General features: G+C 39.1%; 17 protein-coding genes. 4 read left to right on the top strand and 13 right to left on the bottom strand.

All coding sequences use genetic code 11. From position 1 onward, the window contains the following. Positions 1-484 precede the first annotated feature (484 nt). Positions 485-1,915, top strand: a complete 1,431-nt coding sequence (gene uxaC, locus ACMZOO_RS17190) for a glucuronate isomerase (protein ID WP_440904524.1) — start codon at positions 485-487, stop codon at positions 1,913-1,915. Positions 1,916-2,521: 606 nt separating this feature from the next. Here uxaC and gnd read toward each other — a convergent pair. From gnd to ACMZOO_RS17150, 8 genes are all read right to left on the bottom strand, one after another. Then, the gene (gene gnd / locus ACMZOO_RS17185) at positions 2,522-3,991 is read right to left on the bottom strand and encodes a decarboxylating NADP(+)-dependent phosphogluconate dehydrogenase (RefSeq protein WP_440904523.1); all 1,470 of its coding nucleotides are present in this window, start codon (positions 3,989-3,991) and stop codon (positions 2,522-2,524) included. A 120-nt stretch (positions 3,992-4,111) separates the two neighbouring features. Further along, positions 4,112-5,359, bottom strand: a complete 1,248-nt coding sequence (locus ACMZOO_RS17180) for a tagaturonate epimerase family protein (RefSeq protein WP_016957831.1) — start codon at positions 5,357-5,359, stop codon at positions 4,112-4,114. Positions 5,360-5,514: 155 nt separating this feature from the next. Next, positions 5,515-6,183, bottom strand: a complete 669-nt coding sequence (locus tag ACMZOO_RS17175; protein ID WP_440904522.1) for a hypothetical protein — start codon at positions 6,181-6,183, stop codon at positions 5,515-5,517. 20 nt (positions 6,184-6,203) lie between these two features. Beyond that, positions 6,204-6,902: a nickel pincer cofactor biosynthesis protein LarB gene (gene larB / locus ACMZOO_RS17170; protein WP_016957829.1), complete on the bottom strand. Its 699-nt coding sequence runs from the start codon at positions 6,900-6,902 to the stop codon at positions 6,204-6,206. After that, a complete protein-coding gene (locus ACMZOO_RS17165; RefSeq protein WP_440904520.1) occupies positions 6,899-7,702 on the bottom strand; it encodes a hypothetical protein in 804 nt (267 codons plus the stop codon). The genes larB and ACMZOO_RS17165 overlap by 4 nt, the downstream gene beginning before the upstream one ends. Before the next feature lie 21 nt (positions 7,703-7,723). Then, complete coding sequence (locus ACMZOO_RS17160; protein WP_440904518.1) at positions 7,724-9,073, bottom strand: LarC family nickel insertion protein; 1,350 nt, start codon at positions 9,071-9,073, stop codon at positions 7,724-7,726. Next, positions 9,070-10,359: a lactate racemase domain-containing protein gene (locus ACMZOO_RS17155; RefSeq protein WP_440904517.1), complete on the bottom strand. Its 1,290-nt coding sequence runs from the start codon at positions 10,357-10,359 to the stop codon at positions 9,070-9,072. Before ACMZOO_RS17155 ends, ACMZOO_RS17160 begins: the two co-directional genes overlap by 4 nt. Next, entirely contained in the window at positions 10,359-10,841 is a 483-nt protein-coding gene (locus tag ACMZOO_RS17150; RefSeq protein WP_440904515.1) for a gluconokinase, read from the bottom strand. Before ACMZOO_RS17150 ends, ACMZOO_RS17155 begins: the two co-directional genes overlap by 1 nt. A 278-nt stretch (positions 10,842-11,119) precedes the next feature. Here ACMZOO_RS17150 and ACMZOO_RS17145 point away from each other — a divergent pair, with 278 nt between their 5' ends. Then, positions 11,120-12,148 carry a LacI family DNA-binding transcriptional regulator gene (locus ACMZOO_RS17145; protein ID WP_440904514.1) on the top strand — a complete coding sequence of 343 codons (1,029 nt, stop codon included), beginning with the start codon at positions 11,120-11,122 and terminating at the stop codon, positions 12,146-12,148. A gap of 1 nt (position 12,149) precedes the next feature. Here ACMZOO_RS17145 and tyrA read toward each other — a convergent pair whose 3' ends face one another. Together tyrA and ACMZOO_RS17135 are read right to left on the bottom strand one after the other, a co-directional pair. Next, a complete protein-coding gene (gene tyrA / locus ACMZOO_RS17140) occupies positions 12,150-13,130 on the bottom strand; it encodes a bifunctional chorismate mutase/prephenate dehydrogenase (protein ID WP_440904512.1) in 981 nt (326 codons plus the stop codon). An 8-nt stretch (positions 13,131-13,138) separates the two neighbouring features. Beyond that, complete coding sequence (locus ACMZOO_RS17135) at positions 13,139-14,206, bottom strand: 3-deoxy-7-phosphoheptulonate synthase (RefSeq protein WP_440904511.1); 1,068 nt, start codon at positions 14,204-14,206, stop codon at positions 13,139-13,141. Between the two features lie 222 nt (positions 14,207-14,428). Here ACMZOO_RS17135 and ACMZOO_RS17130 point away from each other — a divergent pair, with 222 nt between their 5' ends. Together ACMZOO_RS17130 and ACMZOO_RS17125 are read left to right on the top strand one after the other, a co-directional pair. Next, positions 14,429-14,842, top strand: a complete 414-nt coding sequence (locus ACMZOO_RS17130; protein ID WP_016957821.1) for a VanZ family protein — start codon at positions 14,429-14,431, stop codon at positions 14,840-14,842. Beyond that, positions 14,812-15,717 carry a ketopantoate reductase family protein gene (locus tag ACMZOO_RS17125; RefSeq protein WP_440904509.1) on the top strand — a complete coding sequence of 302 codons (906 nt, stop codon included), beginning with the start codon at positions 14,812-14,814 and terminating at the stop codon, positions 15,715-15,717. Before ACMZOO_RS17130 ends, ACMZOO_RS17125 begins: the two co-directional genes overlap by 31 nt. Here the strand turns inward: ACMZOO_RS17125 and thiI are convergent. From thiI to pomA, 3 genes are all read right to left on the bottom strand, one after another. Beyond that, a complete protein-coding gene (gene thiI, locus ACMZOO_RS17120) occupies positions 15,714-17,162 on the bottom strand; it encodes a tRNA uracil 4-sulfurtransferase ThiI (protein WP_440906317.1) in 1,449 nt (482 codons plus the stop codon). The genes ACMZOO_RS17125 and thiI overlap by 4 nt on opposite strands. Positions 17,163-17,280: 118 nt before the next feature. Beyond that, positions 17,281-18,210: a flagellar motor protein MotB gene (locus ACMZOO_RS17115; protein WP_440904507.1), complete on the bottom strand. Its 930-nt coding sequence runs from the start codon at positions 18,208-18,210 to the stop codon at positions 17,281-17,283. Then, positions 18,210-18,971 carry a flagellar motor protein PomA gene (gene pomA, locus ACMZOO_RS17110; RefSeq protein WP_016957817.1) on the bottom strand — a complete coding sequence of 254 codons (762 nt, stop codon included), beginning with the start codon at positions 18,969-18,971 and terminating at the stop codon, positions 18,210-18,212. Before pomA ends, ACMZOO_RS17115 begins: the two co-directional genes overlap by 1 nt. Positions 18,972-19,047: the final 76 nt, after the last annotated feature.

The raw sequence follows: 19,047 nt of genomic DNA, 5'->3' as shown, positions 1-19,047 counted from the left end.
TAAAGTTCAACCTTATGCCACCGGTAGCATAAGACTAGCACTAGATTTTTAGTTTTGTCAAATTGTAATTAATTTGTATAAAGCTGTTATTTATAACTAACAATACTAAAACTCTTTTTAATTAAATATTACTAAACTGCCTCAGCTAAAGGCTTCGAGCTGAATTTTAGACGATAAAAAACACATTAGTATTACTTTTTGAAAAAGCTAGTGTAATTATTATTTAACAAATTATTTTTAACATAGTTTTTCGAATTTAAGTTTTTACTGAATGTATTTTGTTCAAACTACCACTTGATTATTTTAGTCGATTATTGGCAAATGTTTATTTTTTAACCTTGACGTAACATAAATATCGCTATATCATTGCCACCGGTAGCACAGTAAATAAGTTAACTTCTAGCTGCCACCGAAATTTTAGATTGTTGGCTTATTTACTGTGTACCCTAGATTAAATTGTTAATGATATTTTTGAGGAAACAGTATGGTCAGCCAGATCCAGCCGTTAGAATTGCATCCAGACCGGTTATTTAGCTCTGATCCTAAACAAAGAGAATTAAGTAGAGCCCTTTATAAAACGGTGGCAAATCTACCAATTATTAGCCCACATGGTCATACTGACCCAAGTTGGTTTGCTAATAACGAATGTTTTAAAAACGCAACTGAATTACTTATTATTCCTGATCACTATGTGTTCAGAATGTTCTACAGCCAAGGTATCAAATTAGAAGATTTAGGTATCCCACGTGTTGACGGTGGTCAAGTAGAAACTGATTATTTAAAAATTTGGCATATATTTGCGGCAAATTACCATTTATTCCATGCTACGCCTTCTCGTATGTGGATGGATTTCGTATTTAGTGAAGTATTTGGCTTTACTGAAGTATTCTGCCCTGCTAATGCTGAACAGTTTTATCATACGATTAACGAAAAGTTGAACTCAGACGAGTTCCGCCCTCGTGCTTTATTAAAAAGATTCAATATCGAACTACTTGCAACTACTGAAGGTGCTGGTGACGATTTGGTGCATCATGCAAAACTTAAAGGCACAGGTCTTGAGAAGACAGTAATCACGACTTTCCGTCCTGATGATGTAGTTGACCCTGATAACTGGAAGTTCCAAGAAACGCTAGCCAAAATGGCTGGTCAAACAGGTGAAGACGTTCATTCTTGGAATGGTTATTTAAATGCATTGCGCAAACGTCGTGAATTTTTCCGTCAACACGGTGCTACAGCAACCGATCATGGTCACCCTTCAGCGTTAACTGCTGATTTAACCACTGCTGAGTGTGAAAAATTATTTGCTACAGTATTAAGTGGTAATGCAACAGCCGAGCAAAAAGAATTGTTCCGTGCTCAAATGTTAACCGAAATGGCTGGCATGAGTTTGGAAGACGGCATGGTAATGCAAATTCACCCAGGCGCACGTCGTAATCACAATTTACAGGTTTTCCAACAATTTGGTCCTGATAAAGGTTGTGATATTCCAGGCCGTACTAACTTCGTTGAAGATTTACGTCCGTTATTAGCTAAATTCGGTACTGCATCTGATTTGCGTATTATTTTGTTTACGCTTGATGAATCAGTGTACGCTCGTGAATTAGCACCGTTAGCTGGTCACTACCCTTGCTTAAAAGTGGGTCCTGCTTGGTGGTTCCACGATAGCCCTGAGGGTATGTTGCGTTATCGTCACAACATTACTGAAACTGCTGGTTTCTATAACACTGTTGGTTTTAACGATGATACACGTGCATTCTTGTCTATCCCTTCTCGCCATGACGTAGCTAGACGTATTGACTGTCGTTTCTTAGCGCAAATGGTTGCAGAGCACAGATTAAGCGAAACTGCTGCATTTGATTTAGCTTACGATTTATCGTATCGCTTAGCTAAAGAAGCTTATCAATTAACTAAGTAAGTAAGTATTTTGCTTGTAGTTATATAAAAGGCGCTATTTAGCGCCTTTTTTGTTGCCCTCTACAACTATGTACTTATCTGAACAGTACAGTCATTACCTAGTCAGCAAACCAAAGCTCTTAACAAGCTCCAAAGCAGGGTATAATTGTTGTCAAATTCCACTTATTCAGAAACTCAGGTTCAGCAAAACTTGTTATAAACTCGCATCAAACTATATAACACAAATAATGCTATTTCATTATAAGGTTTAGATCGTTAGCTAACTTGCTATCCCGAGTTCAGGTTATATACACTCGACAAGGCTCGCCTCGGTAAACTTTCAGATAAAGTGACTCGTAGTATGCTGGGGTTAATACCTCCTGTAAGACTTTGTTTAATCTCAGCTGCGCGTAAGCTGAGTTGAAGTAAGTGTATGCCTACTCGTTTATCTTACGATCTGTTACGGATGGCTTTTTATCTAGCAAGATAAGTTAATTGGATATTCTGTGAAAGAAACTTAGCGAGAAGTAGCCAAAAAGCAGGCACAAAAAAGCCGCAATACATTTTAAAGCAGGCTAAACTAGTATTGCGGCTCGGGGAGCTATTAAATAGTTATAAAACTACTTATTTATACGTTGTAGGTAGTTGACGCTGTATCACCACCACGACCAGTCCAGTTAGTGTGGAAGAATTCACCACGTGGACGATCGATTCTTTCATAAGTATGCGCACCAAAGTAATCACGTTGTGCTTGCAATAAATTAGCAGGCAAACGCTCTGTGCGGTAACCGTCAAAATAAGTTAACGCAGCACTCAAACATGGCGCAGGAATACCATTAGCGATTGCAGAGCCAACAACACGTCTCCAACCAGCTTGTGCAGCTACAACTGTATCTTTGAAATATGGGTCTAACAATAAGTTAGATAATTCTGGATTGTTGTCGTACGCTTCTTTAATTTTGCCTAAGAAAGCAGAACGAATGATACAACCACCACGCCACATTAACGCGATACCACCATAGTTAAGATCCCAGTTAAACTCTTTCGCCGCTTCGCGCATTAATACATAACCTTGCGCGTAAGAAACCATTTTAGAAGCTAATAGAGCTTGACGTAAATCTTCAATGAAAGCTTCTTTATCACCAGTAAATGATACAGCTGGGCCTTCAATAGCTTTAGATGCAATTACACGCTCGTCTTTTTGTGCAGAAATACAACGTGCAAATACAGATTCAGCGATCAAAGTTAATGGCACACCTAAGTCTAGTGCAACAACACCAGTCCATTTACCTGTACCTTTTTGGCCAGCTGTATCTAAGATTTTTTCTACTAACGGCTCACCGTTTTCATCTTTATAAGCAAAAATGTCACGAGTGATTTCAACTAAGTAGCTATCTAGCTCAGTTTCATTCCACTTGGCAAATACTTCATGAATTTCATCAGCAGTTAAACCTAATACGTTTTTCATTAACTGATAGGCTTCACAAATTAATTGCATGTCGCCGTATTCGATACCATTGTGAACCATTTTCACGAAGTGGCCTGCACCACCGTCGCCAACCCAGTCACAACAAGGAACTGTTAATTCACCTTTTTCGTCAGCTACTTTTGCAGAAATACCTTGAAAGATATCTTTAACATATGGCCATGCTTCTTTAGCACCACCAGGCATAATTGAAGGACCTTTAAGTGCACCTTCTTCACCACCTGATACACCACTACCAATGTAGTGTAAGCCTTTGCTTGCAAGATACTCAGTACGACGATTTGAATCAGGAAAATGCGTATTACCACCATCAATGATGATGTCGCCCGCGTCTAAGTGTGGAATTAATTGTTCGATGAAGTCATCAACAACTTGACCCGCTTTAACCATCAGCATAATTTTTCGTGGTTTAGCTAGAGAGTTAACTAACTCTTCTACGCTTTTAGCGCCACGAATTGATTTGCCTTGTGCACGGCCATTTAGGAATTTTTCAACTTTGTCATAACTACGGTTGTATGCTGTAACAGTGAAACCTTTGCTAGCCATGTTCAATACTAGGTTTTCACCCATTACTGCTAAACCAACTAGTCCGATATCAGACATGTCTTTCATCAAGTTCTCCCATGTATTTCATTTTGATCTGTAATCAGATCAATTTAATTGTTGTTTGCGCACCAAGAGTGTACCACAACTTGGTGCAGCGCACTCAATAAGTGCGCTATTTTCGATTAATTAACCGAAAATTTTGCAAATATGACGTTGGTAGATATTTTCAGTTACGTTTTTGCCAACAATTTCTTTGTTGTCTTTTAACGCTTGAAGATAACGATCACCCATTTGTGCAGCTACTTTATAACCAACGTGTAATAATTGACGTAAGTTAGGGTTGTATTCTGGGTTATCTAAATCATGGCGTAATGCGTTAGTGTATTGTTCGCTTGTCCACGCATTAACTTCTTCTGCAGTTGGTAATTTAGAAGCATCGATATCAATAACTGTTGCATACGGCGCACATAAAGCTTCGTATTTATCAATTGAAGCTGCATATACTTCTTTAGCTATAACTAAACCTTCACCGCCAGCTTCAGCTAAACCAATGATTTCTTCTAACCAAGTTGTACCAGCAGTTTTTAAGTGGATACCAGCATTGTGCTTTTTAAGGTTGCGACCAATTGATTCGTAGATAGAGAATTTGTCAGAACCTGAATGAACAGATAATTTTAATGTTTCTGGTAAACCAAACTCTTTAATTGCGTATGCTACAACAGCTAAATCTTGATCAAATTCTTTGTCGAATTGAGCAACGTCACCTACGTAATCAACACCTTTGTTAAAACGACCAGTGAATTTAGGTGCGATTGTTTGAGCAGGAATACCTTCTTGGGCGATAGCACTTAAAATGAAGAATAACTCCAAAGGCGTTTGTGGATTTTCACATTCGTCCATAGAAACTTCAGTTACGAAAGCTTCTGGTTTGTTCGCGCTAATTTTTTCAAAAATTTGTTTAGCTAATTTAACCGCACCTAAAAACTCTTTTGCGATTGCACGTACTTGGTCTTCAGTAACGTTAAAAGTTTCGTCGATACCTGGAATGTTTAATTCACCAATGTATTTAGCTTGTGCTTTAACAAAAGCTTCGATGTCAGCTTCAGGTGCTGCTAAACCGATTTGCTCTGCAACGTCTAGTGTAAAAAAGTTGCTACATGCAATAAAGCTGTCTACTGTACCTAATTGGATGTGATCAGCGTCAACATAATAAGGTAAATCCCAACCTTTAACTTTTACAGCTGCATCAGCTTCATCGCGCAAGCTTTGTGGAACTGTACCAATAATTTGATGTTCGCGATTCGATTTGTTCCATACAGGGAAAATTTCAACACCTAAATTTTCTTTCGCATCTATCATTGCTTGTAACTGAGCTTCTGCCTGATGACCAAAGCGGTCGCCCACACCAATTGTAAACTTCTCTATTTTAAGCATTTTTATCACCTTTGACTTTTGCTTTTGCTGCGTATTCGTAGTTAACGGAACAGTCAGTTACGACACATTTTCCGTTCGTTCCATATAATAATAATGCCACCGGTGGCATTTATCAACATAAATACAACAATTATTAAAAAATAATCAGATCTTTTTTAGATCTGCGACATGTGGATCCAGTAGACGCCTAATAAACAGGACGCACTACCAAACGTCCCTCTCACGATTTTTTGTAATAATTGGTATTTAAACACCAATTTATTAAAAAATTTGTTCCAGAAGAATCCAAAACCTAGCATGCCAATTAAACAGCCTAGGCTAAAGACAATTAAGTAGATTGATGCAAACGCTAAACTCGTTTGCATTAAGCTTGGTAAAATAGCCACAATAGAAGCGCTTCCCGCCATACCGTGAACCATACCTACCAATACAGGGGTATGATTTACATGCGAATTGAGTTTGGATTTACTTACCCAGTGTGTATGGGTTAAACCTTTATGGCTATGCGTGTGCAGTGTTAACGATTTTTGGCGCAAGCTAAACAATGTCGCTATACCCAATACACATAACAAAACACCGGCGAACATTTCAGCGCTTTGTACCCATGCTTCTTCCATGCCCAAACCAAACCAAATAAAAACGATGCCGATAACACTTAAAATTCCACCGTGCCCTATTCCCCATTTAAGTGTTTGCCCTATGGTATTTGACCAATCCTTGCTCTTATTCTCGGACTCTTTGCACATTAGGTTAGAAACAGCCATAACATGGTCTGCATCAAAGGCATGCAACATACCCAACATACCGGCAAAAAGAATGATCAAAATGGATTCCATAAAAACCTCTAGCTATTTTGAGCTGAATGAGTAAATGCTGATATCATTTTTATCGCAGCAACTGCAGCGCCAAAAGCGTTATCTATGTTAACTGTAACTATACCAGGTGAGCAGCTTGCCAGCGCACTCGACAACGCGCTATCACCGCCAGCTGAAACGCCATAACCAACTGAGCTTGGCACTGCAATTAGCGGAGATTTTATCAAACCAGCCAACACACTAAACAAAGCGCCTTCCATTCCAGCAATACCTATTACCAACTTGTACTGGCGAATGTCGTCAATGCGATTGAGCAGGCGGTGTAAACCCGCTACTCCCACATCAGAAATTATTTGCGCTTTGTATCCGTGAAATGCCAAAGTGACTTGAGCTTCATACGCCAATGACATATCCGATGTACCCGCTGTAACAATACAGATATCTTTGTCACTTTGCTGCTGTGGATATTGGTTAAATTCAGCATTAAAAATAGCAATTTGACCACTGCTATTAAAATCTAGTGCAGCGGATAAATGATTGGGTAACTGTTCAACTTTAGCAGCCGACAAGCGAGTTAACAAAGTAGAGCTTTGTTGCTGCTGATGGTACGCCAATATATCTGCGATTTGTCCGGCAGATTTATGCAAACAATAAACGGCCTCTTGAATGCCTGTTCTTTCTAACCTTTGTTCATCCCAATTAAATTCAGCGGTATTTTTAGAAGTCATATTATAAAAGCAGAACCTTTTTTGTATTGTCTAACGCCGGAAAAGATATGACCAGCTTCAGTACAGGCGTTTTGCACTGAAGTTAAAATTGCTTTAAGCGTATCACCCTGAGGCAAAGAATCAGCTTCAACATATACACCCGCATGGGTAACACGACAACGCAAAGTAGAATTTTTCCCATTGCCAATAAAATATGGCCTGAGCATAGTTTCTACTTTATCAATAAATTGCAAATCAGCACGGGTTATTTCAATACCAGTTTCCACTCTGCTGGCTAAACAAGGTTGTGCAGGCAAATCTTTGAGCTTTTCTAAACCCAATAAAGCAGCTAGTGCATATATATCGCTTTTGCTGATATCACAGGCTACGTAAGGATGAACTACATTATTTTCTTTGGCCGCAACTAATCCTGGCCTATAGTCAGATAAATCGTCCGTATTGGTACCAGACGCTATAATGCCATTGCTAGCCGCAGCTATGCCTTTATATAAATTTGATTTACAGAAATAACATCGATTTGCTGGATTTTTGCGATAGTTTTGATCTTCTAACTCGGCAACGTCGATACACTTTAGTTGCCAATTAAATTGTTTAGCATATTCTTTTACCAAGCTGTGTGCTTGGCTTGGTACAGCTGCGGAAAACGCATGTATCGCATACACAGCTCTATTGTTTTGCGCAGCGGCTATGTACATAAGTAACATGCTATCAACACCACCACTAACGGCTATTGATAGCTCGGGATATTGCGCTAAGTATGTGCGTAACTCAGCAAGCTTTTGATTAAGCTGTTGATTCATCAAAACCACCTAGTATTACAGCTACTTATGTTCTAGTTGCGACTTAATAAAACGTCTTTTTTCTAAGGTTTCGCAACCATCCAAAGCATCACTTTCCACTTTTGTGGTTGCGTGCCCTGGTCTATCAACCACTTTAACAGGCAGGTCTTGGCCATCGTGCTCTAGGCTAGTGTGCGTCCGTTCTAAACAATGCCGGTTCACGTTTTGCCAACGCACACCAATTGTAGAAGTGTATTTAAATATTTTCGTGCGTACTGTTTCAAGTCCATCAGGTTTAATCAGCATTTTTACTTGCTCAACCAAACGGCCTTTTTTGCCACGGACACTAGCAACAACTAAATCAGCCACACTAGTATGTTGACGTAACTTATCACATGCCCAAGCAATTTCTTCGGCTGTCATATCATCTATGTCAAACTCAATTGAGATCAGCTGATGATGCTGCAAAGCAGATTGTGAAACTTTAGCAAAAGACAAAACACGTAAAATATTTGGCAAATTAGCAAATCGTTTATGGCCGCCCCCATAACCTATTTGCTTTAGTTGCCAAGCTTGCGACTGCTCGGAATAACTTAACTGCGGCTGTTGTTTGGCATTTTTGTGTTCAACCAAATAGCGAATGATAGCTGCACCAGTTGGTGTTACCCGCTCGCCTTTTATGCCATCGTCACGAAAGTTAAGTCCTTTGAGTATATCTGCAGTCGCTGGGGCTGGTACAGGTATGAGACCATGTTGAGTTTGTACCATGCCACCACCAAGTGGAATATCAGAAATATTCCATTCAACTCCATTTAGGTTGTGAATTATCACGGCTGCCGAGACAACATCCAATAACGAATCCCAATCAGCAAGCTCATGAAAATGAACTTTGTCTAAACTAGTTTGATGGATTTTTGCTTCCGACTTGCCAATTATGGTTAATATTTCTACTGCAATTTGTTGTATACCTGCCGCAATCGGAGCTTTTTCTATTTTCGCTTTTAGTGCTTTATAAGTCGTTTCTTCAGAATGATGCGAATGTTGCTGAGAGTGCTTATGCTCATGGTGATGATGCCCATGGTCGTGATTATGTTTATCGTTATGACTGTGGCCATGGTCGTGCTCGTGATGCGAGTGATTGTGCGTGTGTGCGTGGTTGTGCCCGTTAGTTAAGGCAAAACGCAAACATCCGATACCATTATTTATATCGCGCCAAATTTTAACTTGGCCTGTTTGTGCAGCCATATCTTTAGGTAATACACTTTGCACAGTTGCCAAAATACAGTCTTGCAACTCCGCATAAGCATCACAAAAAGCAGCGACAAACATATCGCCGGCAATTCCGCCAGCGATATCTAAGTCTATTCTTGCAACATTAAATTTATTTGTCATTTTGAAATAAACTTGTCTTTAACCGACCACAATCCTAATGCTGGGTTACTTACATAAAATATTTCTTCACCATTAGCTAATGTGTTCCAACCATCTTTTAATGATTCTAATGGATACTGTTTAATCATGTCATTGTAATGACAATATTTATAATTTACTGATTCAATCTCTTCTTGTGTAACACCATCACCTGGGCAATAAGTCACATTAAAGCGATTATCTGTCGTACCGTGAATTAAATGCGCTGCTGCAGATAAATTATTCGCAAGTTCAGGATTATTCTTAACCGCCTCTAATGTTTCGTCAGTCGTTTTATAACCAAACTTACGGATTAACTCGTCAATTGCCATATCTTCACCAAATCTATGTAGAGCTGGTGCTAACACAATTAACTCGCCGTCATCAGCCATAGCCATACGAGTACGGTAAATTGATTTATTGCCTAACCAAGTAGTTTTAAACTCATCCGGTTCTAAATAAACAATCGCTTTTTGAATTGGTTTATCTAGCAAGTTTAAATTGAGTTTTTGGCTCAACTTACAAGCTTCGACGTAGGTATCTTCACCATCACCGCAAAATACGCCTTGTAACGCCAACTTGTCATTTTTTGGCCCCAATACAGTCAAAATAAACTCAATTGGTAAATGACGTAAATATTGATCAAAACCTTCATTTAATGCACGACGAACAGGTGTATCAATTTGGCCCATGATACGTTCCATACCGTACACTGCCCCCAAGAAGTGAGATTTGTGAATGGTATCTGAACCGCCAGTGCCCACTAAAATATTTTTAGTGTAGTTAGCCATACCTATTACTTCATGCGGAACAATTTGACCAACAGATACAATTAAATCCCAGTTGCCTTCTTCAAGTAATTTATTTGCAGCAACGTCCATGGTGTAGTCTAGTTTGCCTTCAGATAACTCAAGCATACGCTCTGAAGATATCTCACCAAACTTTTGCACGTCTGTACGCCATTTGTGTGGCAAAAATAATTCTTTTGGAATATCTGGACCAAACATAACATCAATTTCTTTTGCTGACATTGGGTCATGTGTGCCCAAAGCGGGCAAAAAGAAAATTTCAGCTTGCTCTTTTAATGCATGGTACAAATACGCAGAAATAAAACCAGCCTTCGAATAAAAACGGGTAATATCCGGTGGCAATATCAAAATGCGTTTCGCATTTTTTGCTTTAACGTCAATAAAATCATCAAGAATTCTGCTTAAAGCTTCATCACTGATGGTTTGTTCTGTATCAACAATATGAAACGGATAACTCATTATTTTATTTCCTGTAGTATGTTTTCTACGATTTGTTGTGGGCTTTGAGAAATGTCTACTGTCAAAGCCTGAGTAGGTTCTTCTAATGTATCAAACTGGCTTTTCAATAAATCAGCATTCATAAAATGCCCTTTACGCGCACGAATACGTTGGTCAATTAATTCGAAGCTACCTTTAAGGTAGACAATTACAGCCTTTTCACCAACTTTACTGGCTAACATATCACGATATTTTTGTTTAAGAGCCGAACAAGCTAACACAGCGCCACCGTTTTCTTCCCAGCCAAGCATTAATTCAGCTAAACCTTCTAACCAAGGACGGCGATCGTCATCGTTAAGTGGATTACCTTGCGCCATTTTGTTTTTATTGTGTTCTGTGTGGTAATCATCGGCATCAAAGAATGGAATATTTAACGATTCAGCCAACATTTCACCGATTGAAGATTTGCCACAACCGCTAACACCCATAACGATGTAAATCATATTAGACCTCAATTTGCTGTTTGTGTTACAATTTGTGATTAAATTTCGTCAATATGTACTATCTTTTTAGTCATATTAACGCAATTTTTTGTGTTAACACAGTTTAGTTTTGATGTTAAAGAATACTAAATGCCACCGGTAGCATTGTCAAGTTTTAAGTGTATTCCGGCTATATATGCTTTTAAATTTTGTGTTAACAAAAATATATGTTAAATAGTGTAATAAAAAACCAATAGCGGTAAAAATCATCAATTTGTTTTGATGCGATATAGATAGATATGAATCAGCCAAAAATAACAATTAACGATATTGCTCGTTTAGCGGGTGTATCGAAACGAACGGTCTCAAGGGTTATTAACCAATCTCCAAAAGTTGGCGAATTAACCAAACAGAAAGTCGAACAAATTATTGCCGAGTACAACTATGTACCCGACAAACAAGCTAGAGGTTTAGCATCAAGCCGCTCTTACCTATTAGGTTTAGTCTATGACAATCCAGATGCTTTATATATTGATGAAGTGCAAAGAGGTGTTTTAGATATTTGTAGCCAAAAAGGCTACGAGCTTGTTGTTCACCCCTGCCGCTATAAAGCTGATGATCTGAATCAAAATGTGATGAACTTTGTCCGTCGTTCGAAATTAGACGGAATTATCGTGTTACCGCCGGCTTCCGAAGTCGATGCCCTTGGTGATGAATTGGACGAACGCGCCGTACCTTATGTACGCTTAGTTTCAGGTCATACAGAAGCGACTGATAAATTTGTGATGGCAAATGACAGACATGCTGTAAGTGAAATGGCACGATTTATCGTGTCACTCAAACATGAAAAAGTTGCGATGATCACAGGCCCACTGCACTATCGTTCTTCAAGGGAGCGTTACGAAGGTTTTACCGAAACTATGGCTTCTTTGGGTTACCCACTCTCACCTGAGTTTATTGTAGAAGGCACAAACCAATACGAAAGTGGTATCGAACTTGGGCGAAAATTACTAACAGCTGATGACAAACCAACTGCGATTTTCGCTAATAATGATGAAATGGCATCTGGTATTTTAAAAGCCGCATATGAGCTGAATATTAAAGTACCAGAGCAACTTTCGGTAGCTGGCTTCGATGACAACTTAATGGCTTCGCGTATTATTCCCGCACTTACATCAATGAAACGTTCAGTGCGACAAATGGCTAAATATGCAGCGAATAAACTTATTGCAAAAGTGGAAGGAAATAACCCACAGGCAATTATTCAAAATTGTACTGTGCATCCAGAATTAGTTATCCGCGATTCAACCGGTTTTAAACAAGATTAATTTATTTAATTTCTAACTCTGTGTAATGATGAGCCGCTTCTAACATGACGCGGCTTTCTTTTAAGAAATGCTCAGCATATTCACCAAACCAGCTGCGAACATCGGCAAACTCTTGCTTAAACAACTCTTTATCACCACTTTCTAATAACTCAATGCCTTCATTAAAACGCTCAGCAAAGCGTTTTAGCAAATCAAAGTTATTTGGGTTTGAATAAATAATGTCAGCATATAACTGCGAATCTTGGGCAAATAAACGCCCTACCATAGCCAATTCAAGTCGATAGATAGGTGAACTTAAACTAATTAGATCGGTAATTTTTGGATTTTCCTGCTGTAGGTGTAATCCATAAACAAAAGTTGAAAAGTGACGCATCACTTGAATGAAGGCCATAGATTTGTCGTGAGATTCAGCAGAAACTTTATTAAGTTTTGCACCTAATAAAGACAATGCATCAATTAACCATTGGTATTGTTCAGGTTGTCGACCATCGCAATAGGCTACAACTTGATCATGAATATCTGGTACATCCGGACCAAACATAGGGTGTAAGCCAACAACTGGGCCAGTATGATGTTTTAACATTGCCGCTAGAGGCTCTGCCTTAATACTGGTTAAATCAGCTAAAACTGTGTTTGCAGGTAAATATTTAACAAGCTGCTGAATTATTTGTGTGGTTAAATTTATCGGTACAGATACAACAACTAGATCTGCGTTTTTCAGAATATCTGCCGCATTCTGCCAATCTTGTTGTTCAAATACACTAACTGAATGGCCCAACTCAACAAATAAACGCACAAACAATGAACCTAACTTACCGCGACCACCAACTACCACAATACGTTTTTGGCATTGGCTAGTTTGTTGTGCGTGGGCTAGATTTATTTGTTTGATTTTTTGTTCAAGCTCTGTTTTTTGTTTTAACAGAGCTTCAATTTGAGTTTCTACCTGCAGTAACTGCTCAGTCAGTGTAGCCTCGGACATTAATGAACCTATTTACGAGCAGCTAATGGTGCAGCCAATTTATCAGCCATTTCGCGTAATAGCTCTTCGGTATCGTCCCAATTAATACAAGCGTCAGTAATCGACACACCGTATTTCATGTCGGCTAAGCATAAATCAGTTGATTGGTTGCCTTCGTTTAAATGGCTCTCTAACATAATACCGATAACAGATTGGTTACCATCAATGATTTGCTGCATAATATCACGTGCAACAATAGGTTGGCGGCTGTAGTCTTTATTTGAATTACCATGGCTACAATCGACCATTAGTGCGTCGTTTAAGCCGGCTTTTTTCAATTTTTCTTCACATTCAGCAACACTAGCAGCATCATAATTTGGCGTTTTACCACCACGTAAAATAACGTGTCCATCAGGGTTGCCTGAGGTAGAAATTACTGCAACTTGGCCTTGTTGATTAATGCCCATAAAATTATGCGGAGAAGCAGCTGATTTTAATGCGTTAATTGCAGTGTCTAAGCTACCATCTGTACCATTTTTAAAACCGACAGGCATTGATAAACCACTAGCCATTTCACGGTGAGTTTGTGATTCAGTAGTACGCGCACCAATAGCTGACCAGCTAAACATCTCAGCTAAATATTGAGGGCTGATAGGGTCTAAAGCCTCAGTTGCCATAGGTATTTCAAGTTCAGCCAATTCGATTAACAATTTACGCGCTTTGTGTAAACCAGCTTCTATATTAAAGCTACCATCTATGTTTGGATCGTTAATTAAACCTTTCCAACCAACTGTTGTTCTTGGTTTTTCAAAATACACACGCATCACGACATACAAACTGTCGCCCAATTCATCATGTAGCTGTTTAAGTTTTTTTGCGTAAACAATAGCCGCATCCACATCGTGAATTGAGCAAGGGCCACTAATAACAATTAATCTTTTGTCTTTGCCATGAATTATGTTTGACAATGTTTCACGCGCGTTTGCGATATAATTCAATGCTTTTTCAGAAACCGGTAAATTTTGTTTTAATTTTTCAGGGGTTATCAGTACGGTTTCGTCGTTCACATGAACGTTATTTAAACTATCTTTTAGCATTCAGTTTTATCCAATGAAATCTTGTATTAGTGCGGGGTCACACGTTATGTACCCAAGCTCGCATCTTCAACTAGCTTGGGTATAATTATCCGGGCATTGTAGCGAAAAATGTATTTTATATCAGCATAATTTGCACATTAATAGTGAAAAAAATCTAGCTTCGAAATTACTGAAAAATCGAGTATTATACGCGCTCTCGATTTTGCAGTAGTAATCAATTTAATGTTAGATTTTATAAGACAGACTTATGTAATTCGCACTATCACAGTCTGTACTTTTTTATATGCGACTTACTTATTTTTTGCACCAATAGATCCAAGCAGCGAAGGCCTGTTCCCGCACTTTGATAAATTTGCCCATTTTGTTGTTTTTGGTGCTTTAACTACACTTGGCTGTTTTAGTTATAGTCGTCAACTAACTGACAAAACTAAAACCCACCTAAAATTTAATCTAACTATGGTGATAGTGTTTTTTGCCATTTATGGGGCATCTATTGAATGTTTGCAAGGCAGTTTTTTTGACCGTGAAGCGAGTATGGCTGATTGGTTAGCCGATATGCTGGGTACGCTTACAAGCTTATTTTTATTGTTTAAAACAAGGTTAGCATGCTTACTATTTTGGGTTGCGGCGCGATAGGCTCGACTATAACCCAGCAGTGTTTTATCAATCAAATTGATTTCAACGTATTGCTGAAACCAGCTAATTTTGCACAATCGCCAAACAAGCTGTTGTATTTTACCGATATAAATAAGCAAAAATTTGCTATCCCACTCTCCCCTGCAAGCCAAACTGTCACAAACCTTATTGTCACAGTAAAAGCTTATCAAGTTGAAACAGCCATAAACCAATTACGCCAACAACAAATGATTGCAGCAGATGCCAATATTGTATTACTGCACAATGGCATGGGCACAAAAGCAATAGTAGAGGCGTTACTGCCAAAAGCTAATGTACTGTTAGCCACTACAACTTATGCAGCCTACAGCCAACAAAAGCTGGATGTTGTGCAGACAGGTATTGGACAAGTGCAAATTGAAAATCCATTTACAGATTTAAATGAATGCAGCGAAAAATTTGTAGTATTTAATCAACTTCTTAGCGTTTGGTCACAGGCGAGTTGGCAGGCAAATATTAATGAGATTTTATGGAAAAAACTCTTTATCAATTGCGTGATAAATCCGCTAACGGCAATACATCAGGTCAAAAATGGCCAACTACGCGAGAGTAGATTTTCTGCGGAGATACATGAATTATTAGCGGAGATTTATCAAATATCAGCGCATGTTTGCCCTGCCCTATCCGACGCCGAAATTAAACAAACTGTGTACGAGGTGATTGATAAAACTGCTAATAACTATTCGTCAATGAATAGAGACATAGCGAATAACAGAAAAACTGAGATTGATTTTATAAGCGGCTTTTTATTACAAACAGCAGCAGAACTATCGGTTGATTTGCCAAAACACCAAGCACTTTATCAACAAATAAAGTGCTTGGAGTCTATCAACTAGAGCTGAAATAATTTAACGTTTTTGTAACCTTGCTCTTGTAAATACAACGCTTGTAAACGGCTCATTACGCCTTTTTTACAGTAGAGCAAGTACTCTTTTGATTGGTCTAAGTTTTCGTATTGAGTAGCTAGTTTAAAGAATGGAATATGGATAACTTCAACATCATCAGCTAACTCTAGCGGCTCTAACTCTTCTTCTTCCACAGAACGAATATCAATAACCACTTGGTTAGCATTAATTTCACTAACACTGTCAACTTCTGTAACCGTTTGTTCAGTTTCTGTTCTCAGCTCTTTGATGTCATACAACTTAGCATTGTCTACTACTTGCTCAATCAAAGGCATATGGAAGTTACTTTCTGCTGCAATAACTTTATCTTCTGGCGCTGCGATATTTGGACGCTGAGAAATCACACCACAATATTCCGGCATGGTTTTGGCAAAATCTTCAGTGCCAATTTTACGCGCTAAATCGATAATATCTTGTTTGTCCATAGTGACTAATGGGCGCACCACAAGTGTATCTGTTACTTTATCTATAACAGCTAAATTGGCTAGAGTTTGGCTAGATACTTGCCCTAAAGCTTCACCTGTCACCAAGGCTTTAATGCCCATGCGTTTTGCCGCTAGACTAGCTGCGCGTAACATCATACGCTTTAACACAACGCCCATTAAACCGTTATCGATATTTTCTAATATTTCGGCGACAACAGGCTGGAAATCGACCGAAACAAACTTAACTCTGTGTGAAATACCATACTTAGCCCACAAGAAATAGGATACTTGTTTAACACCTATTTCGTGTGCAGCACCACCTAAATTGAAGAAGATAAAGTGGGTTTTAATCCCACGGCGCATGGTTTCGTAGGTTGCAACGCCTGAATCAAATCCACCTGAAATTAAACTTAAAATTTCGTCTTGCGTTGCTATTGGAAAACCACCTAACCCTTTGTATTTTTCACCCATGACAAATAACTGGTCATTAGCCACTTCTAACATAACAGTTACGTCTGGATCTTTGAGTTTAACTTTTGCTGAAGCTACTGTTTGGTTTAAAAAGCCACCGACATATTGCTCTAAATCTTTCGATTTAAAATCGTGACTACCACGGCGTTTTACCCTTACACAAAAACTTTTGTTTTCTATTAAGTGCTGGGCATGCGGCAAAACAATCGCACAGGTATCGTCAAATGAAACAAACGGATATTGCTTCACTTCAGAGAAGTTGGTTACCCCAGGTATACACTGCATACGCTCGATTATAACATCGCGTTTATCGTCGCTACCTCTGACTTCAACACAGTCCCATTGGCGTTGAACCCAAGCCTTTTCATCCACTTTACGCAAAACATTTTTGATATTGCTTTCTAATATTTTGGTAAAACGTTGGCGCACCGAACGACTTTTAATCGAAATTTCTGGGTGCATTTTAACAATAAACTTGATCATGGCTTGTTACTTGTAGCGACTAAAAGGCTGGCGATTATACAGAGTTTGTCCGGCAGATTGAATAACAAAATGCAGCCATTGATTGGCTGCACATGATAGAGACTGTTGTGCGGAGTTAAGGCGAAACTGTAATAGGATCAGATTCTTTCGCTTTGCCTTGCATAATCGCAATTTCAACACGACGGTTACGGCGACGATTCTCCAAAGTATTATTTGGCACGAGCGGACGAGTGTCAGCATGACCAACAACAATTAAACGATTAGGATCAAAACCCGGTGTTCTAACCATCTCATGCGCAACGGCTACTGCACGTTTACTCGATAGTTCCCAATTAGACGCATATAATTCTGAGGTGACGGTTTGGTTATCAGTGTGACCAGAAACGGTAATTTCGCCTGGCACTTGAGTTAATAACTTAGCGACCTGTTGAATAATAGGTTTAAATTGCGACTGTAAAAACGCAGAGCCTGACGGAAACGCGCCGTTTTCACGAATGCGGATAATAATTTGTTGGCCTAAGGATTCTAACTCAATCGCGCCATCAACAATTTGTTGTTCTAACTGTTGGGCTATTTTCTTAACGAGTTCGCTGATTTCTTCGGCACTTGACGTGGATTCAGCAGTAGAAGATTGTTGATTAGCTGTATCCGATGCCGTACCACCACGTTGGTCACCCCTTTGTTTTTGGCGACCACCAGATGAATCTTCATCGCCTGCTTCAAACTCTAAAGTTTGCTGGGTCATTTCAACGGTTTGCTGTTGTATGGTTTCAATTGGCGTTGGATCAGGTCTACCAGGGCGGAACTCCTGCGCTATAACAGAAGTACCTTTAGGAATATCTTTAATTTCAAGTTTATTTTGCACACCAAATGCAAATTTCATAGAACCTGCTATCTGCTTAAATTTAAGCACATCCATCTCTGAGAATGCTAACAGCAATACGAAGAAACACATCAACAACGACATTAAATCCGCAAAGGTGCCCATCCACGCAGGTAAACCTTCGGGAGGGCATTTCTTGCACGGAGGGCAATCATCCGCCATTAGGCTTCCTCCCCGACGGAGCGTTTAGATTCAGCGATGTAGTTTTTAAGTACCCCTTCAATTACCCTAGGGTTTTGCCCGTCTTGAATACCAAGAATGGCATCCAAAATTAATAACTGATTTAATTTTTCTTCTTCGGTTCTAAGTTGAAGTTTAGCTGCAAGCGGTAATGCTATAACGTTAGATAAAAACGCACCGTACAAAGTTGTTAATAACGCAACCGCCATTGCAGGACCTATCGCTTTCGGGTCGTCCATGTTTGATAACATAGCAACCAAACCGATAAGCGTACCTATCATACCCATAGCAGGTGCTACGTCACCTAAAGCCTTGAGTAAACTAACACCAGCTTCATGGCGCTCGGTTGTTAGTTCAATGTCTTTAGAAAGGGTTGCTTTAACCACATCGCCGTCATGGCCGTCTACCAACATATCAACCCCTTTACGCATAAAGGGATTATCAATTTGTGCTTCTTCTAATGCTAAAAAACCACCTTTACGTGCAGCATCAGCCATTTCAACTGATTTTTGGATAAGCTCTTCTGGGGTTTCAATCTTAAACATGAAAGCTTTACCCATAACTTTACCAATGCCAAAAAACTGCCCCATAGTAAAGTTAGACAAAACAACGAATAAAGATCCACAGAAAACGATTAATACAGATGGTACATCGGCAAACATGCCCAAATCGCCACCAAGCATCATCGCCATTACAATAAAGCCAACTGCTCCTACTATCCCAACGACCGTTGCTAGATCCACTATTCGCCTCCCAAACAGGTGATTTATATTTATTTTAACTCAATTATCGACAATACCAGCAAAATATTTAGTTTTT

It is taken from the genome of Catenovulum sp. SX2 (genome assembly GCF_052056295.1).
GTDB lineage: Bacteria > Pseudomonadota > Gammaproteobacteria > Enterobacterales > Alteromonadaceae > Catenovulum.
The sequence above is the reverse complement of the archived record's forward strand: the minus strand, read 5'-3'. Positions and strand labels throughout refer to the sequence as shown.

What these genes read in the sequence shown, in the direction of transcription:
- uxaC (WP_440904524.1), top strand. Translation starts at nt 485, where the DNA reads ATGGTCAGCCAGATCCAGCCGTTAGAATTGCATCCAGACCGGTTATTT.
- gnd (WP_440904523.1), bottom strand. Translation starts at nt 3,991, where the DNA reads ATGAAAGACATGTCTGATATCGGACTAGTTGGTTTAGCAGTAATGGGT.
- ACMZOO_RS17180 (WP_016957831.1), bottom strand. Translation starts at nt 5,359, where the DNA reads ATGCTTAAAATAGAGAAGTTTACAATTGGTGTGGGCGACCGCTTTGGT.
- larB (WP_016957829.1), bottom strand. Translation starts at nt 6,902, where the DNA reads ATGACTTCTAAAAATACCGCTGAATTTAATTGGGATGAACAAAGGTTA.
- ACMZOO_RS17165 (WP_440904520.1), bottom strand. Translation starts at nt 7,702, where the DNA reads ATGAATCAACAGCTTAATCAAAAGCTTGCTGAGTTACGCACATACTTA.
- ACMZOO_RS17160 (WP_440904518.1), bottom strand. Translation starts at nt 9,073, where the DNA reads ATGACAAATAAATTTAATGTTGCAAGAATAGACTTAGATATCGCTGGC.
- ACMZOO_RS17155 (WP_440904517.1), bottom strand. Translation starts at nt 10,359, where the DNA reads ATGAGTTATCCGTTTCATATTGTTGATACAGAACAAACCATCAGTGAT.
- ACMZOO_RS17150 (WP_440904515.1), bottom strand. Translation starts at nt 10,841, where the DNA reads ATGATTTACATCGTTATGGGTGTTAGCGGTTGTGGCAAATCTTCAATC.
- ACMZOO_RS17145 (WP_440904514.1), top strand. Translation starts at nt 11,120, where the DNA reads ATGAATCAGCCAAAAATAACAATTAACGATATTGCTCGTTTAGCGGGT.
- tyrA (WP_440904512.1), bottom strand. Translation starts at nt 13,130, where the DNA reads ATGTCCGAGGCTACACTGACTGAGCAGTTACTGCAGGTAGAAACTCAA.
- ACMZOO_RS17135 (WP_440904511.1), bottom strand. Translation starts at nt 14,206, where the DNA reads ATGCTAAAAGATAGTTTAAATAACGTTCATGTGAACGACGAAACCGTA.
- ACMZOO_RS17130 (WP_016957821.1), top strand. Translation starts at nt 14,429, where the DNA reads ATGTTAGATTTTATAAGACAGACTTATGTAATTCGCACTATCACAGTC.
- ACMZOO_RS17125 (WP_440904509.1), top strand. Translation starts at nt 14,812, where the DNA reads ATGCTTACTATTTTGGGTTGCGGCGCGATAGGCTCGACTATAACCCAG.
- ACMZOO_RS17115 (WP_440904507.1), bottom strand. Translation starts at nt 18,210, where the DNA reads ATGGCGGATGATTGCCCTCCGTGCAAGAAATGCCCTCCCGAAGGTTTA.